The organism is Desulfovibrio litoralis DSM 11393 (assembly GCF_900143255.1).
Taxonomy (GTDB): Bacteria; Desulfobacterota; Desulfovibrionia; order Desulfovibrionales; family Desulfovibrionaceae; genus Frigididesulfovibrio_A; species Frigididesulfovibrio_A litoralis.
The window spans coordinates 182698-199287 of the sequence record NZ_FRDI01000004.1; the positions used below are offsets into that span (position 1 = coordinate 182698).

13 protein-coding genes are annotated in these 16590 nt (G+C 38.0%); 12 read left to right on the forward strand and 1 reads right to left on the reverse strand.

Annotation, left to right across the window (positions count from 1 at the left end):
* Window positions 1–80 precede the first annotated feature (80 nt).
* The 10 genes from BT999_RS05645 (at window position 81) to BT999_RS05690 (ending at window position 12587) form a co-directional block, all read left to right on the forward strand.
* Complete coding sequence (locus BT999_RS05645) at window positions 81–1427, forward strand: hypothetical protein (RefSeq protein WP_072696799.1); 1347 nt, start codon at window positions 81–83, stop codon at window positions 1425–1427.
* Window positions 1428–1457: 30 nt separating this feature from the next.
* On the forward strand, window positions 1458–2498 hold the full coding sequence (amrS, locus tag BT999_RS05650) for an AmmeMemoRadiSam system radical SAM enzyme (RefSeq protein ID WP_072696800.1): 1041 nt from the start codon (window positions 1458–1460) through the stop codon (window positions 2496–2498).
* Window positions 2499–3170: 672 nt separating this feature from the next.
* On the forward strand, window positions 3171–3929 hold the full coding sequence (locus BT999_RS05655; RefSeq protein WP_072696801.1) for a sulfite exporter TauE/SafE family protein: 759 nt from the start codon (window positions 3171–3173) through the stop codon (window positions 3927–3929).
* Between the two features lie 105 nt (window positions 3930–4034).
* Window positions 4035–5765: an L-aspartate oxidase gene (locus BT999_RS05660; RefSeq protein ID WP_072696802.1), complete on the forward strand. Its 1731-nt coding sequence runs from the start codon at window positions 4035–4037 to the stop codon at window positions 5763–5765.
* A 23-nt stretch (window positions 5766–5788) separates the two neighbouring features.
* Window positions 5789–6127 carry a succinate dehydrogenase/fumarate reductase transmembrane subunit gene (locus tag BT999_RS05665; protein WP_072696803.1) on the forward strand — a complete coding sequence of 113 codons (339 nt, stop codon included), beginning with the start codon at window positions 5789–5791 and terminating at the stop codon, window positions 6125–6127.
* 15 nt (window positions 6128–6142) lie between these two features.
* Window positions 6143–7429 (forward strand): 2Fe-2S iron-sulfur cluster-binding protein, encoded by a 1287-nt coding sequence (locus BT999_RS05670; RefSeq protein WP_072696804.1) that lies wholly within the window; start codon window positions 6143–6145, stop codon window positions 7427–7429.
* Window positions 7429–8832, forward strand: a complete 1404-nt coding sequence (locus BT999_RS05675; protein WP_072696805.1) for a cytochrome b N-terminal domain-containing protein — start codon at window positions 7429–7431, stop codon at window positions 8830–8832. The genes BT999_RS05670 and BT999_RS05675 overlap by 1 nt, the downstream gene beginning before the upstream one ends.
* 43 nt (window positions 8833–8875) lie before the next feature.
* Entirely contained in the window at window positions 8876–9757 is an 882-nt protein-coding gene (locus BT999_RS05680) for a fumarate hydratase (RefSeq protein WP_072696806.1), read from the forward strand.
* Between the two features lie 67 nt (window positions 9758–9824).
* Complete coding sequence (locus tag BT999_RS05685; RefSeq protein ID WP_072696807.1) at window positions 9825–10418, forward strand: FumA C-terminus/TtdB family hydratase beta subunit; 594 nt, start codon at window positions 9825–9827, stop codon at window positions 10416–10418.
* A gap of 477 nt (window positions 10419–10895) precedes the next feature.
* Window positions 10896–12587, forward strand: coding sequence for a sigma-54-dependent Fis family transcriptional regulator (locus tag BT999_RS05690; RefSeq protein ID WP_072696808.1), 1692 nt, complete (start codon window positions 10896–10898; stop codon window positions 12585–12587).
* 451 nt (window positions 12588–13038) lie between these two features.
* Here BT999_RS05690 and BT999_RS05695 read toward each other — a convergent pair whose 3' ends face one another.
* Window positions 13039–13920, reverse strand: coding sequence for an NAD(P)-binding domain-containing protein (locus tag BT999_RS05695; protein ID WP_072696809.1), 882 nt, complete (start codon window positions 13918–13920; stop codon window positions 13039–13041).
* Between the two features lie 518 nt (window positions 13921–14438).
* On the opposite strand from BT999_RS05695, the gene BT999_RS05700 reads away from it, so the two are divergent.
* Both BT999_RS05700 and BT999_RS05705 read left to right on the forward strand, forming a co-directional pair.
* Complete coding sequence (locus BT999_RS05700) at window positions 14439–15818, forward strand: SLC13 family permease (protein WP_072696810.1); 1380 nt, start codon at window positions 14439–14441, stop codon at window positions 15816–15818.
* Window positions 15819–16064: 246 nt separating this feature from the next.
* Window positions 16065–16577 carry a PAAR domain-containing protein gene (locus BT999_RS05705; protein ID WP_072696811.1) on the forward strand — a complete coding sequence of 171 codons (513 nt, stop codon included), beginning with the start codon at window positions 16065–16067 and terminating at the stop codon, window positions 16575–16577.
* The last annotated feature ends 13 nt before the right edge of the window (window positions 16578–16590 follow it).

Sequence of the window (16590 nt, forward strand, 5' to 3'; positions counted from 1 at the left end):
TGTCTTGCTAATAAGTTTTAAAAGAATTAATGTACAAGCATAAAATTTTTATTTACGCTTGGCAAGTAGGAAGGTGGGTTATGAAAAAAAATCATGTAATAAGTTTTGTTAAACGCTCCGTTTTCTCAATAGCAATCTTATTGAGTTGTGTTTTTTATCCTTTTATTTCAAATTCTTTGGCGAGTGGCTCAAGTTCTTTTGGAATAAGTGGCGGAAATGTATTTTCCGGTTCTAATGATAATACACAAAATCAACAACGACAAGACCAAAATTCTGATAATCAATCAGCACAAGGCGGAAATCAAACATTTATCGGACCAGACGGGCAAGGTAATATGGTTATCAGAAGCCAGAGTCCGCAAAATCAAAATAATGACAATAATAACCAATTTCCTATTATAATTGTGCCTGAGGTGAATGTTGACGGTAATAATTGGAACAACTGGAATAATAATCCAAATTGGAACAATAATCCAAACTGGAACAATAATCCTCGCCCTATGCCTCCAAATAATGATATTCCTATAGTTAGACCAAATGATCCAAACCGCCCATTGCCACCACGTCCTTTACCTCCTACCCCGCCTCCTCCGCGTCCGCTTCCGCCGCGCCCTTTACCTCCGCAATCTAATGCACCGATATTACCACCTTCTGAACAATGGCAGCTTAATAGTCCTTTTGCTCCAAACTTACCACCTTCTTCTCAAGGTGAATTAAATTATTTTAACCGTCCTGCCGGAAGTAATACTTTTCCGCAAAGACCTTCTTACCGACCAAGACCGCCCATGCCTCCAACCCCATATTCTCCGCGTCCTTTGCCTAATCGCCGTCCCCCTCAGCCAATCGTAAATCCCAATACACGCTCGGAAATTTTTGTTCCGTTATTGAGTCAGGGAGAAGTTTTTTTTTCTCCTTTGTACCCGTTGCCCAAGTTACCCCAGTTATTTAACGAATCAGACAAGTTAGAGCTTGGTGTTTTGTTGGCGCAAACAGAGGTGAATGCGACTTCTTCCGTGTCTGATATGAATACGAACGAGTTATTTAACTCACAGGAAAAAAACAACCTTAATAATGTTAAACGCGGTGAAATTCAGTCTCAAGGAAATGATAACTCTAAAAAAGTCGAAAGAAATAGAGCTCCGCTTCCTCAAAATAATTTCGATGTTCCTGAAAGAGAGCAGGTTTTACGCTTACACCCTTTTGTTAAAGATGTGCAAGCCATGCCTAAAAAAGATACAACTCCAAAACCCGGCGAGCGTTATTCATCTAATCAAAAGCTCCCGAAATCTCCGGTTAGACCGTATGTCAGCGATGGAAGTAAACCGCGTAACGGTAATATGAATTATGCCGTTAATGTTCCGCAACAAAAAAAACAAAAGGTTTATTTAACCCCGGAACAAGAAGAAATTTTAAGACAAATGAACTAAACAAAAGAGAGCAAAACCTTGCAGACTCAAATGATTCAAACTCTTTTATGGAAAAAATTGAAAGACAATAAAGTTACGTGCCAACTTTGTGGTCATTATTGCGTTATGAAAGACGGAGAATATGGACGTTGTGGGGTGCGTTTAAATAAAAATGGCGAATTGTTCTCAGAAGTGCTTGATACAATAGCTTCCATTAATCTTGACCCTGTTGAAAAAAAACCCTTGTTCCACTTTTTGCCATCTACTCAAATTTTATCTTTTGGAACTTTGGGCTGTAATATGTCTTGCCTTTTTTGTCAAAACTGGAATATTTCACAGCCAAATGCTATTATCAAAGCCCAAACGCCCCAAAGTAAGGTTACTCCTCAAATTTTAGTCAACGAAGCTAAAAGATTAAACGCCAAAAGCATTGCTTATACTTATAATGAGCCAACTGTTTTTTATGAATTGGTTTTAGAAACAGCTACTTTGGCAACAGAGCAGGGTATTGCAAACGTTTTAGTCAGTAACGGTTTTCAAAGTAAACAGGCGTTACTGGGTTTAAAAGATAAAATTCAGGCTGTAAATATTGATTTAAAATCATTTTCAGCTGATTTTTATAAAAATATCTGTGGTGCAAGATTGGACGTAGTTTTAAAAAACTTAAAGTTGATGCGTTCTTTTGGTTGGTGGATTGAAGTAACCACTTTAATTATTCCGACTTATAATGACAGTCTTGAAGAGTTAAAGGCGATAGCTACCTTTATTTTTAATGAGCTTGGGGCGTATACTCCTTGGCATCTTTCTGCTTTTCGCCCTTGTTATAAAATGAATAATCTTGCTCCGACGAGTGCAAAAACGATTGAACAAGCGTTGGATATTGGTCGTTCTGTTGGTTTAAAGTACGTTTATGCGGGAAATGTTTTTGGACATGAATCAGAGAGTACCTATTGTCCCAACTGTCATAATATTTTTATTAAGCGCAGGGGTTATCAAATAGAAGGGCTGAAAGAAGCAAGCTTAAAAGGCTTTTGCTTGTCTTGTGGCGAGCCAATAGAAGGGTTTTGGAGCTTGGATAGGTTAAAAAAGTAGAAGGGGAAATTATATTTTTTATTATTTGTTAGATAAATTAATGTGTTACAGTATTATTGTGTTTAACTCTAAAATGATACTTCATCTTTAATCCCTACGCTTCCGCTAAATTTATTTTGTTGGTCGTCTCCGACGGGCACGGGGAAAATGTTTTCCCTTTGCATTCCCCCCATAATGGGCTAATCGCCCCTTAACCTCATGCACGCATCACGCATTAGTTGATGCCTAATCGGCAGCAAAAGTTTGAACGCACATTGGTTTCTTTTAATGGCTATTATAAACACAAGTTTCTTTACAAAAACCAAGCGAAATCATCTCTAAAGTTATCTAGACCCAATTTTTTTATATATTTTTATCTGTGTTTTCAAAAAGTAAATGCTAATTTATTGTCTCTTTTTTGAGGTTTTTGACTATTATTGGGCATTGATTGATATTGGTCTGTATAAAAAGATTAATAACTGTCTGAACTGAGCTTGAAATTTATCCCTTATCACCTAATATGCTTATTTTATTGGTTTATTAAAATAAACAATGTTGGCACACCTATTGCTCTCTCTAATATAGATCGAGATATTGTAATTGGTTTAAATAACATTCAAAAATTGTCTAACAATTGTATATCTGAACCTTTGTATTGGCTCTGATTGCTTTTAGGCGTTGGTGTGAGGATTTGTGAGTATAACCGAGATTAGCATCGTTGCTTTTGCAGGGTTGTGTTCAGGCATAATTAAGAACGGAGTAGGAGTTGGCTCGGGCATCTTTCTTTTGCCTACGCTTTCTCTTGCCTTTCCTGCTAAGGTGGCTTTAAGTCTTGGGGCTCCTCTTATGTTGGCATCAGATGTCATCGGTATGCGTTATTATTGGAAACAGTGGATTAATACTCCTGAGCTTATGCGTATTTTGCTTTCTGCTATCCCCGGATTAATTTTAGGAACAATATTGTTGCCGATTATTCCAGGAAAGCTGTTTAATTTGAGCGTTGGCATTTTTGGAATGTTTTATGCCGTCGGTATGCTTTTTCCTTCTTTTCTGCCTATTGTTTTACTTAAAAAATTATTTGCAGTTATAAATGTTAAATATGCAGACAAGCAAATATATATTTATGGTGCTATGGGCGGAGTCGCTACGGTTTTGGCTCATGCGGGTGGGCTTGTTTGGTCTTTATATTTAGTTACACGAAACTTAGATAAAAGAGTATTTGTTGCGACCATTGTTGTTATGTTTTTTATAACAAATACTTATAAAACAATAGCTTATATGTATATTGATATGCTGACTAAAGATATGTTGTTAAGTATAATTCCGGCGATTCCTTTTGTTTTTTTAGGTAGTTATCTTGGTAATTTAGCAAATAAAAAACTAAATAATGTACTTTTTAGAAAATTGGTTTTGGTTACAATATTTATTGTTTCATTGAAGATGTGTTTTTAGAGTGTTTGATTATTGCTGATTAATGTTTTTGAATATTAGAAATATAATATTAAAATAGTTTAGAGTATAAAAAATTCTATAAATGGTTTTAGGAGGTTGGATTTTATGATACAAAAACACACTGTAGACGTACTCATCCTTGGTATGGGTGCCGCCGCAGAACTGGCAGCCATCTATGCCTATGATGCAAACCCCGAGCTAAAAATTCTTATCGCCACAAAAGCGGTTAAGGGTAAGGGTGGGTGTAGTCGTATGGTTCAGGGTGGATTTAATGTTGTGCTTGATCCCGGCGATTCGCATGAAAAACACTTAATGGATACTCTAAAGGGTGGTCAATATATAAATGATCAGACTTTGGCGTTGACTCTTGTAGAACAAGCAACGCCCACGGTAAAAGAGTTGGAAACCGTATCCGGTTGTTTTTTTGATAGAAGAGATGATGGACATATTCACCAAAAAGCCTTTGCCGGACAGTGTTTTGACCGTACTGTTCATAAGGGAGATCTTACGGGAATTGAAATTATCAGCCGTACAACAGAACAAGTTATAAAACGCCGTATCCCTGTTTTGGAAGAAACCAGAGCGGTTGAATTGCTTCTCGATGAAACAGGTAAAATAGTAACCGGTGCTTTACTGTTTAATATGCGTACCGGTACTTTTGTTGTTGTAGAAGCCGCCGCCACTTTGGTTGCCACCGGTGGTGGTCCTACTCAATATCGTTTTCATGCACCCGGACCTGAAAAATCTGCGGACGGAATTGCTATGCTTTATCGTGCCGGTGCATCTATGCGAGATATGGAGATGATCCAGTTTCACCCGACCGGGCTTATTATTCCCGGTAGTGTTGTTGCCGGTGCTTTGCTTGAAGAAGGTTTGCGTGGTGCCGGGGCTCATTTATATAACGGAGCCGGCGAACGCTATATGAAAAAGTATGCTCCCGATGTAGAAGAAAGAGCTACTCGAGACGTAGTCAGCCGCTCTGCATATATGGAGATGATGGCAGGTAGAGCTTGTCCTGAAGGTGGTGTTCATATTGACGCCGCTCACCTTGGTGCAGAGTTTGTTCTTAAAAATTTCCCTGGAATGGCTGAGCGTTGTAAGCAGTTTAACTATGATTTAGCTAGAGGACGTGTTCCCGTATCTCCTTCTGCTCACTTCTTTATGGGCGGTGCAACTATAGATAAAGATTGTCATGCTTCTTTACACAAACTTTTTGTGTCAGGTGAAGATGCAGGTGGTGTGCATGGTTCCAACAGACTTGGTGGAAATGGTATTTGCGAGTCTTGTGTTTATGGTCGTCAGGCAGGTATTTCTTTGGCAAAATTCCTTTCTTCCAAAGAAAACCGCAACATAGTCAAAACGGCTAGCGGACTTGTCGAGAGCATGATTGAAAGACTTTCTATGCCGTTTAATACCAAAGGCGGTCGCAACCCGATAGAAAATCGTAAAGAAATACAAGAAATAAACTGGCTTAAAGTTGGCGTCGTGCGTAATAAAACAGATCTCGAAGATGCCTATCAAAGTTTTAAAAATATGCGTCAAACTGTTGCTGAAGCGACTGTTACAGGTAGCCTCGCTTACAATATGCTTTACACTATTTATCTTGATACTCTCAATATGCTTGATGTTTCTTTAATGTCTTCGTTATCTGCGTTGCAAAGAGATGAAACTCGCGGAGCTCATACAAGACAAGATTTTCCTGATCAACGTGATGACTATGGCTTGTTTAATACTTTTCTTTGGAAAGGTGATGATGGTTTGCCTCAGTTTGAAAAACGAGATGTGGTTTTTAACATTAAGTCTCTTGAAGAATGTCAAAAATTTAAAAAAAAATAAAATAGTATAATGGAGAATTTTATATGAAAACACCTGAATTAGAATACAAAAAAGCAATGCAATGGGGAGAGTCTGACCCATATCGTAGAGGACGCACTCATGTGGGTATGTGGGCATGGCTACTGCAGCGTATCAGTGCCGTTTTTATCATTATCTTTTTGACTCTACATATGTTTTATACTTATAAACCTTTTATACAGTTTATGCTCTTACTGACCTTAGTTTTTCATGCCGCACTTGGGCTACGTGTCATTATACTTGATTGTAACCTCGTGAATATTAAGTATCATACTTATTTGATTCCTTGGTTGTTAGGTATTGGCCTGGCTATTATGGGCGTTGTTTGGTTTGTTATCTATTAGACTAAGGAGTAGTATATGACATCTTCACAAAACCTGCGTACGGTAAAAGTTTTCCGTTATGATCCGGAAAAAAAAGACGCAGGACACTTTGATACATATTCGTTGAATATTGAACACCCGGAAATAACGACAATTCTTGATGTTCTAATTCGGTTACAGAAAGAACAAGATTCATCTTTGTCTTTTCGCTTTGCTTGTCGTGTAAATATGTGTGGTTCATGCGGTATGGTCATTAATGGACGCGAAGGATTGGCATGTAAAACAAACGTAAGTGATGTGCCTGCCGGTCAAGATATAACTTTGCGTCCATTAAACCACTTTCCGGTCATTAAAGACCTTGTTGTGGATATGGGACCTTTCTTTGAAAAATATGAAGACACACTTCCGTTTTTTGAGCCAAAAGAACAACGTGATGAACCTTATGTTATCTTACCTAGCAATAAGAAGCGTATAGATATAGGTATGGCAACCGACTGTATTGCTTGCGGCTGTTGTGTTTCAAGTTGTACTATGGTTAACAATCATGAGGGATATTCAGGTCCGGCGGCTCTTAACCGTGCCTTTACCTTGCTCGCAGATGAGCGTGATGCTTTATTTGTTCCAAGATTAACCAGAGCCTTAGATTCTTGTTACAATTGTCGTACGGAATTTAACTGTACCGAAGTTTGTCCAAAACAGATCAGTGGCACACGTGCGATTAAATATATACAACGTCTTGCGGTTACTCACCTTAAAGATATAGCACCAATTGAAGCTCACCCGGCTGAAGAGTTACCACCTAAACCGCCGAAAGAAGAAAGCACAGCTTCTTGTTGTTGTCATGCTAAACACGAAGAAGTTGATCCTTCACGTCGTAGTTTTTTAAGAAGTACAGCCGGTTTGATTAGCGTCGGTACCGCTCTTGCCCTTGGCGGAGTTCTTGGTGTTGCCGCAGTAGGTCCGACCTTAAACGATCAGCCGAAACAATGGGTATCGGTTGGTTCTGTTGATGGTTTTGCAATTGGAAGTATCAATACAGTAATGTTGAAATATACAAGAAAAAACGCTTTCCACAAACAAGATGTTCAACAACCAGTTTTGGTACGTCGCGACACTGAAAAAGATTTTGTGTTATTTAGCAGTAGTTGTCCACATTTGGGCTGTTCTGTTTCTTGGGATAATGTCAGTGAACGCTTTAAATGTGCATGCCACGGCGGAGCTTTTGATAGAGACGGTAAAGTGTTGGCCGGTCCGCCACCACGCCCTCTTGACCGCTTACAGTGGAGAGTAGAAGACAATATTGTCAAGGTGGAGGTAGTATAATGAACTTTTTAAAAAGTATTGGGTGGGAAACTCACTTAAAACCATTTTTATATAAGAAGCTTCCACAAAAAACAGGGTGGAGTGCTGTTCTTGGTACTTTGTGTGCTGTTGCCTTTATCATTATGACTATTACCGGCATGATCTTGGCGTTTTATTATGTTCCGTCTCCTGATAAGGCTTGGGACTCTGTCCAATTTATTACCAATGAAGTTCCTTTTGGTAGCCTTGTTCGTGGTCTGCATCATTGGGGTGCCGGAACAATGGTTTTATTGGTTTTTTGCCATCTTATGATTAACTACTTAAATGGTAGTTTTATGGCTCCTCGTCAAATAACTTGGGTAACCGGAGCATTTTTATTTTTTGTTGTTCTTGGTCTTGGTTTTACCGGTTATTTGCTTCCTTGGGATATGAAAGCATATTGGGCAACAATAGTAGGAGCAAATATTCCGAATTCTTATCCCGGTATTGGTAATTTTATTACCCGCTTTATACTTGGCGGTGATGGCATGTCAGGGTTTACCCTCTCTCGTTTTTATGCTGTCCATACACTTATCCTTCCGGCTTGTTTGCTTATATTTATGGCAATGCATATTTATCTTATTAGAGTGCATAACCTTTCAGACCCTAGAGAACGTGTTGCCGGTGAAAAATTACCGGAAGAAACAGGTAAGCCATATAGATTTTTTCCAGAGCATATGAATAGATCAAGTATTGCTATGGCTATCTTGTTAGTTGGTTTGTTTTCTCTAGCTTATTTTGTTCCGGTTCATATGGAAGATAAAGCGGGAACTTTTATTGCTGATTACCTGCCTAGACCGGAATGGTATTATATGTGGTTGTTCCAGTTGTTGACCTATTTTTCTGGTACATGGGATATGATAGGCAGCTTGGTTATACCAATAGGTGGTGCTTTACTTGTATTGTTTGTTCCTTTTATCAGCGAAAGTCGTATGAAGGGTATAATCAATAGACCAATATCTCTTGCTATTGGTACAACCTTTATAGTTTGTGTTACCTTCCTTACTGTTATGGCTTATCAAGAGGCTAAACCCTATAATAAAACTATAGTGATACCTTCAGGAACCTTGACAACGGAACAAAAAGCCGGGCTTAAAATATTTGTAGAACGTGAATGTGCATATTGTCATAATATTTTAGGAAAGGGCGGACACCGCACAGGCCCCGATCTTAGCAATGTTGTGCGTAAACACAGAACAGCCAAGTATCTGGCTAATTACATAGAAAAGCCAACCTCAGTATTTCCATCAAGTACTATGCCGGCTTATGCCTTAAAACCAGAGGAGTTAAACAATCTGGCAGCCTTCATTCTTTCTTTGGATTTTAAAAAGAACGGGCAACCAATTGAAGTTTCCACGGAAGAACTACGCAAAAGTTGGAAATAACAGATTGTTTTAACCTTGAATTTTATAAGAGGAGATCATTAAAATGAAAGAACTTGATTATTCCATAGTAGAAGAAGCCGCAAAGCAACTCTATATTAAAGCTCTTTGCGATTTACCACCTGATGTGCGTGAAGCTTTAAAAAAAGCTTATGCTCGTGAAACCAACCCCGCTGCTCGCAGTATTTTTGAAGCTATGTTTAAAGCCATTGAAATAGCAGATACTAAAAAAACACTGATTTGTCAGGATACGGGCTTACCTATTTATAAAGTAAAAATAGGTTCCGGTTATGCGTGGAATGGTGCCGCTATCAAAAAAAGCCTTTACGAAGGTGCAAAAAGGGCAACTCAAGAGTTTCCATTCCGTAGTAGCTCTACTCACACTATTACTCGTATTAATCCACAAACCTCTGTTGGTGTTGGTTTACCAGTCATCTATTTTGATTTTGTAGAAGACTCAGATACTCTTGATATTCTGATGTTACCAAAAGGTTCAGGCTCAGAAAATATGAGCAAAATGCAAATGTTTTATCCTCAACATGGGATCAAAGCCGTAAAAAAATTCATTTTAGATACAGTAATTGAATCAGGTGCTAACCCATGCCCTCCGGGTATTATCGGCGTAGGTCTTGGTGGTACTGCTGACTTGGTTATGAGATTAGCCAAAGATGCAATTGCAAGACCTGTTGGTCAACGCAACCCAGATCCAATGTTAGCTGAAATGGAAGTGGAGTTAGAAGACGCTATTAACGCAACGGGTCGTGGACCTATGGGGCTTGGTGGTGATGTTTCCTGTCTTGCCGTTCATATAGAAGCCGCCTACACCCACATCACCCAAAATCCTGTGGCTGTTAATACACAATGTTGGCCGGCTCGTCGTGCTCGTGCCATAATCACACCTGAAGGCAAGGTTACATACGGGTTTTAAACTCTAGGTTTTGATTTGTAATTAGGCTAAAAGTTTTTAAAAATTTATTTTGCTTAAAGGAGTTACCATGAGCAAAACTCATCACCTTACATCACCTTTTTCAGAAGAGGTTATTCGTTCTTTACATGCCGGTGATATAGTATATTTTGATGGTCCTTTGTTTGGAATTCGCGATCTGACACAAATACATATTTTTGATAAGGGAAATCCTCCGCCTGTTAGCCTTGAGGGAATGCCTTGTATTCATACCGCTCCAAGCTTACGTAGAGTTGGCGATAAGTGGGAAAAAATATGTGTTGGAACAACAACCAGCACTCGTATGGATAGATTTACTCCGGGGTTAATAGGTCAGTATGGCGTGCGTGCAATTATTGGTAAAGGCGGTCTTTATCAGGGTAGCCTTGATGCCATGAAAAAATATGGTGCTGTTTATCTTGCCATTGTTGGTGGGGCGGCATCATTAGAAACAGAACAGATTGAAGAAGTCGAAGCGGTGTATTTTGAAGAACTTCACCCAGAGGCTTTATATAGATTTCGTGTGAAAAACTTTGGTCCATTAACTGTTGCCATGGATAGCCATGGGGTACATTTATATGATCAAGTTAGTGCTAAAATAAAAGAAAAACTCCCAGAGATATATAAAAAGCTGGGAGTAGAATAAGAGTAAACTGTTCTATCTTGCAAAAATAACTAATTTTTTTTAAGATAGTTGTAGAAATAAAACCTTTTATTCTGTTCAAAAAGATCATGTGGTTTTGTATATTGGTGTTAACAATAGATAATAATTTTGATGTTTTTTAAATATGGACAGGGCTCAGGTATTAAATTATAAATTGAATTGTGCATAGGTTTTGCTAGATTTTATTTATATACCTTGTACTTATATTTGTCGCAAAGTAGCAACAGAACTATTAGATTTTCAACAGTGTACCATAGTACAAAAATGTTTAGATTTGAGCCCTGGTGTTACCGTGCATATTTTTGTCGGTGGTGTCAGGGCTTATTTGGTTTTTGTGGTTTAAGATGTTTTATATTCTACATCAGCAGGTTTAACCGGTGATAAAAGAATGTAGAGCGTATTTTTCAATGGTTTTATTTAGTTATGCATAATTTACTATGCCATATCTTGGAGTAGTATATGAATATTCATTCAGACTCGTTTTATGAAACGTTATTAAAAATTAATAACATTTTAGTTCGTGAAGTTACCCCAGATGGGCTTTTTAAGAGTATAGCCAAAGTATTAAAGCCGATTATTGGTTTTGATCGTTGTAGCGTTAGTCTTTATGATTATGAAAACGATAGTTTATCATGGTTTTCACAAGCAGACGGTATTGTTGTTGAAAGTATGGATAGTGTTGATATACCGTTACGTGGTCCGTTTGCCCGTAAGGCTATTGATACTCGTTTATCAGTAATTGAACCAGACTTAACAAAATGTCCTAAAGATGATGCCGTAACCCAGATGATCAAAGCAGGTCTTAAGTCTTCTATGGCATTCCCACTGCTTAGTCGCAATAAATCTATTGGCGGTTTGTGTGTCTCTTTTACCAGAACTCTTAGTGAAAACGATGCTCAACTAAGATTTTTCTTGGAAAAAATTTCTGTTCAGGTTGCTCTGGCTGTTGAAAACATGCTGATGTATGCCAAGTTAAATAAGAAAAATGAACGGTTAAGCAGGCAAGTAAATACTTTGCTTAGTGGCGATAATTTGCAACATGAAGAGTCTCGTTTTTTTTACAATTGTCTAACTATGAAAACTTTGATGAGCCAAGTTGTTCTTTTGGCAAAAAGCGATGCACCTGTGCTGATCTGTGGGGAAACCGGAACGGGAAAAGAATTTATAGCACGCTTTATCCATCGTCAAAGCCTGCGTAAAGCTTATAACTTTGTAAAAGTGAACTGTCCTGCTATTTCTCCAACTCTTTTTGAAAGTGAACTTTTTGGTCATGCCAAAGGTTCTTTTACCGGTGCTTCTCAAAGCCGTATGGGGCGTTTTGAATTGGCAAATAACGGCAGTATTTTTCTCGATGAAATAGGGGATTTAGATATTATACTTCAGGCAAAACTTTTACATGTTTTGCAAGATGCCGTATTAGAAAGAGTTGGCGAAAACCGTTCAATATCAATTAACACACGTTGTATTTCCGCCACCAACGCAGACCTTCATCATTTGATGGTTGAAGGAAAGTTTCGCAGAGACCTTTTTTATAGATTAGGTGTAGCTACCGTTCAAGTTCCACCCTTAAGAGATAGAGAAAACGAATTACCTTTTTTATTGGAACATATTATGAAAATTCATGCTCATGATATGAATTGTCTTCCGGCGTCTTTTCACCCGGAGGCTTTGCAAATGCTCGAAGACTATCACTGGCCGGGAAATATCCGAGAACTTTCAAACCTTTTATCTCGCCTACTTATATTAAGTCAAGGTGGTGTAATTGGACCAAGCGAGTTGCTTCCATTGCTTGAACAAAGTAGCACTCAAAATAGCTTGGAACAAAATTTAAGTACAGGTGCTTATAGAGGAACATTAACGTCTTCAGCGGATAATAAACTTCAAAATACAACAAATGTTCAATCGATAACTGATGTTACCCCTGTTTTACGAAGAGAAAATGATACCGATTTACACTTAGAAACAAAACAAGACTCTCAGTTTCTTAGCTATGCGGAAAGGTCGCACCTTGAAAAAGTGCTTGTTATGGCTAAGGGGAAAGTTGGTGGAGCTAAGGGTGCTGCTGTTTTGCTTGGTATTCCTCGTTCTACCTTACAATATAAGTTAAGAAAATATAACTTGGTTCCTTCAAAGTATAAAGAAGTAACTTAATTAGAGACTATTGCACAATAGTCTCTAAGTGGATTTCGCCAGAAAGATACTCTGGAAAGATACTCCGGAAAGAAACTCAAAAAATCAACGAATAATAAGCCACTAAGCTGGCTTTGCCTGACATGAAGATTTGGGGGCTTGGGGCTTCGGTGTTTCACCAGAAACAAAGGGAAAATTTAATTTTTCTGTGAAATGAGTGGTTTTTGTGGCTTAAGACGTTTTATTCAATGTTTATACAGAGCATAAAACGATGAAAAAAGCACGCAAAACGAAGTTCTGCAATGGTCTTTATAGAGATAAAGTATACTAGCTTTAAGACATAAATATTTAGGCTATGTTATATAAGAAGAATTGCAGTTCATCATTGTTTTTATACGCCTATGGACTGCAATTCTTGTTTTATTGATAAATTATCGTTAAGTTAAGAAGTTGATTATATTTAACTTGAGCTTTATTTTTTTAAGCCTGCGAGTTCATGCATGTGTACCAACATCGCAGTCCAGTCTTCACGACCGCGTCCATGAGTCTGAGCTGTTGTATATACTTGTAGAGCCGCCGCACCTGTTGCTAACGGAACACCGTCTGTTGCACCAACTTGAATTGCCAAACCTAAATCTTTAGCTGCGAGGTCAAGCATAAAGACCGGGCTAATATCGCCTTTAAAAACTTTAGCAGGATAACTTGTTGCCAAGTGAGAACGACCGGCAGGAGTTCCCATAAGTATTTTGATTAAAGTTTCTCTATCGAGGTTGGCTTTATCGCCTAAAGTTAAGGCTTCTGCTGTTAGTACGTTTAATACTATAGACATATAGTTGTTTATAATTTTAGAGCGTATTCCCGCACCATTAGAACCACAATGATATACAACTTCGCCCATAGCCTCTAAAAGAGGGCGAGCTTTTTCTAAATGTGCGGCATCTCCGCCAACCATAAATATTAAAGTGCCTGACCAAGCGTGGTCTGAAGTTCTTCCGACCGGAGCGTCTAACATGGCAAGACCCATTTCTTTAAGACGACTTGCGATGCTTTCTGTTGTTTTTGGAAGGATAGTACTGCTATCAATCACAATTGTTCCGGGTTTCATAAGGGCGGCTGCGTTATCTTTACCAAAAAGAACGCTTTCGACATGGGCTCCTGTTGGCAACATGGTCATAACAACGTCTACGTCTTTCACAACTTCTTGTATAGACTTTGTTGCTATTCCACCGGCTTTAGCGTGCCGTTCCAGTGCAGCGGCTGAAATATCATAGCCTTTAACGGTATGCCCGGCTTTTAAAAGGTTACTAACCATTCCTTCACCCATCATTCCAAGACCAATAAATCCTACATTCATAATGTACTCCTTTGTTGGCACGCCAATGTTCGGCACGCAAGTTTTGAATATATTGTGCAATATGTATTCCACTAAAAGAAACTAAGCCATTTCTAAAGAACAAAGCTGCCTTGATTTAATAAAAACCAGCTTGTGCCAACTGTTGGGTTTATTTTGCAGAAATATGGTCATATTGTGCCAACTTTTGGTTTGTTTTGGTTGAATAACTATTTTTTTGCGAAATAACCTTTTGTTAACTATGGATTCAAATCAATTCAAAAAGCTGAAATTCCCATGAAATACGGAGTGATTTTGCTTTGAACAGGTTATTGGCATCTTTTTTGCCTTAACCATAGATAGCATATTATATTAATTTATTGTTTTACTTAAGGTTCGCATGTTTTACCTAAAACAAAAATTAAATCTATTCTAGAAATTCAATAAAAGGAGGTTGGGAAATATTTATTGCAAAATGTCGTTTTCATTTTGGTAACGAAACTTAACCCGCTTAAAGCGGCAGTGTGAAATGGAGTAAATTTATGGCGAAACTTAACTCATCAACTGTAAAATGGTTAACTTGTTTTCTTATTCCTCTTACAATTTTTTGTATTCCACTCTCAGAAGTATACACACCCCATTTAAGACTTTTCTTTTCAATCACAATTTTTGCTATTCTGCTTGTCGGATTTGAATTATTACCCCTTCTTGTTGCATCTATCTTTATTCCAACAGCGTATCTTTTAAGTGGGCTTGTAGATTCAACGGTTGCCTTTAGCGTTTTTACCGGTGATACGGTTTGGATGATTTTAGGTTTGTTGATTTTGGCAGAAGTGTTAGATAAAATAGGGCTTTTAGAACGGATTTCTCTCTTTTGCATAAGTAAATGTGGGGGAAGCTACACCGGTGTTATTTATGGTATCTTATTCACTGGCTTTGTTCTTAATATTGCCACGTTTGGTAACGCTTATATTATCATGGTTATGGTGTCCTACGGAGTTGTAAAAACTTTGGATCTTCCAATTGGTAAAGAGTCTGCCCTTATCGGTTTTGCCGGTTTTATGGGAGGCATGAGCTGGAGTTGTACTTTTTATGATGCCGTACGGAACTCTCTAGTTGAAACCAACATTCGTACTATTATGCCAGATTTTACAATTCAGTGGTATGATATGGCTGTGTATAACGGTTTATTGGGTTTATTCCTTTTAGTTCTTGTAGCTTTTTTAATTAAACTTTTTCCTTGTGAACATGAAGTTTTGAAACGAGGTAAAGAATATTTTACCAATCGCTATAAAGATCTTGGTGCTATGTCTAAAGATCAAAGAATTGTATCAGTCGTTGTATCTCTTATGATGATATATCTGTTTACAAGTTCATTAACAGGACTAAAGCCTGCTTACGCTTTTATGACCTTACCATATTTGCTTTTCTTACCCGGTATAAACGTAGCAAACGAAGGGACTGTTAAAAAAGTTAACTTCAGTATGATACTCTTTGTTGCCGGCTGTCTCACCATTGGTAATGTGGGGAACGCTTTAGGTATAAGCAAGCTGATTACGACTACGGTTACTCCTATGTTAGCAGGGCACCACCATGTCGTTGCTTTGGGAGCATTAAATATAGTTGGTGTTATTGCTAACTTATTTATGACCCCATATGCTCTCGCTGCTGCGTTATCTGCTCCTTTTGCGCAAATAGCCATGGAACTTGGCATGAATCCGTTAAGTGGTGTTATGCCTCTTATTCTTGCAGGGGATCAGGTTATTTTCCCTCATGAATCAGCCCCCAGTGTTTTTCTTTATAGCGTTGGGATAATTAAGATGAAAGACTTTATTGTGATTGGTACGATAAAGACAGTCGCTACGTTCTTGTTTTTATTGATTGGATTATATCCATTTTGGAAGTTTACCGGGCTGTTATAAGAGCTTAAGCGATAGGAAGTTTGTTGTGTAAGTTTTTTATACTTTCTTATAATAATCACGGTGTGTTAGACCTAATAAAAGCCCTTATTAAAAAAGAAAGGGCTTTTATTGTTGTAGATTGTTTATATTGTTTGTTTAGAGTTGTTTTATTTAAAATTATGTGTCAAAATGTGTTAAAAATTTAGCCTTAATAAGACAAGAACATAATTATTTCAGGAGAATACTAATAAACAGGGGTATGTTATTATGGCACAAGTTCCTATTGCGTGTCTTGGTGATACAGGAAGTCACGGTGGAAAAATCATTACAGGGGCAGAAACCATTATGGTTCATGGTAGACCTATAGCCAGAGTTGGTGATATTTATGACTGTCCTGAACATGGTCCAAATCCAATTATAACTGGTGCAAAAAGTGTATTTGGACGTGGTCGCCAAGTGGCTCATATTGGTTCAAGAACTGCTTGCGGTGCAACAATAACCTCGGGGTGTCCTAATGCAACCCTTGATGTAACTCTTTTAAGCGATGAAATTATATCTCCACAAAGTGCAAATTTTGAGAGTGAATGTAATTATGATGAACAAATTTTAGCTATAAATAAAACCACTGGTCAGCCTATTGCGTATTATCCTTATTTTATTGAATTAGTAAATGGTAAAACATATTTTGGACGCACCGATGAATATGGATATACACAAAGAATTGACTCTCTACAAAGTGCTGAAAACTTTATAGTGTTTTGGGGGGGAAGATGCTGTTGAAAAAGGTGTGTAA

Coding starts and splice junctions, on each gene's coding strand:
- amrS (WP_072696800.1), top strand. CDS start 1,458: ATGATTCAAACTCTTTTATGGAAAAAATTGAAAGACAATAAAGTTACG.
- BT999_RS05700 (WP_072696810.1), top strand. CDS start 14,439: ATGGCGAAACTTAACTCATCAACTGTAAAATGGTTAACTTGTTTTCTT.
- BT999_RS05680 (WP_072696806.1), top strand. CDS start 8,876: ATGAAAGAACTTGATTATTCCATAGTAGAAGAAGCCGCAAAGCAACTC.
- BT999_RS05645 (WP_072696799.1), top strand. CDS start 81: ATGAAAAAAAATCATGTAATAAGTTTTGTTAAACGCTCCGTTTTCTCA.
- BT999_RS05705 (WP_072696811.1), top strand. CDS start 16,065: ATGGCACAAGTTCCTATTGCGTGTCTTGGTGATACAGGAAGTCACGGT.
- BT999_RS05695 (WP_072696809.1), bottom strand. CDS start 13,920: ATGAATGTAGGATTTATTGGTCTTGGAATGATGGGTGAAGGAATGGTT.
- BT999_RS05670 (WP_072696804.1), top strand. CDS start 6,143: ATGACATCTTCACAAAACCTGCGTACGGTAAAAGTTTTCCGTTATGAT.
- BT999_RS05685 (WP_072696807.1), top strand. CDS start 9,825: ATGAGCAAAACTCATCACCTTACATCACCTTTTTCAGAAGAGGTTATT.
- BT999_RS05690 (WP_072696808.1), top strand. CDS start 10,896: ATGAATATTCATTCAGACTCGTTTTATGAAACGTTATTAAAAATTAAT.
- BT999_RS05660 (WP_072696802.1), top strand. CDS start 4,035: ATGATACAAAAACACACTGTAGACGTACTCATCCTTGGTATGGGTGCC.
- BT999_RS05665 (WP_072696803.1), top strand. CDS start 5,789: ATGAAAACACCTGAATTAGAATACAAAAAAGCAATGCAATGGGGAGAG.
- BT999_RS05675 (WP_072696805.1), top strand. CDS start 7,429: ATGAACTTTTTAAAAAGTATTGGGTGGGAAACTCACTTAAAACCATTT.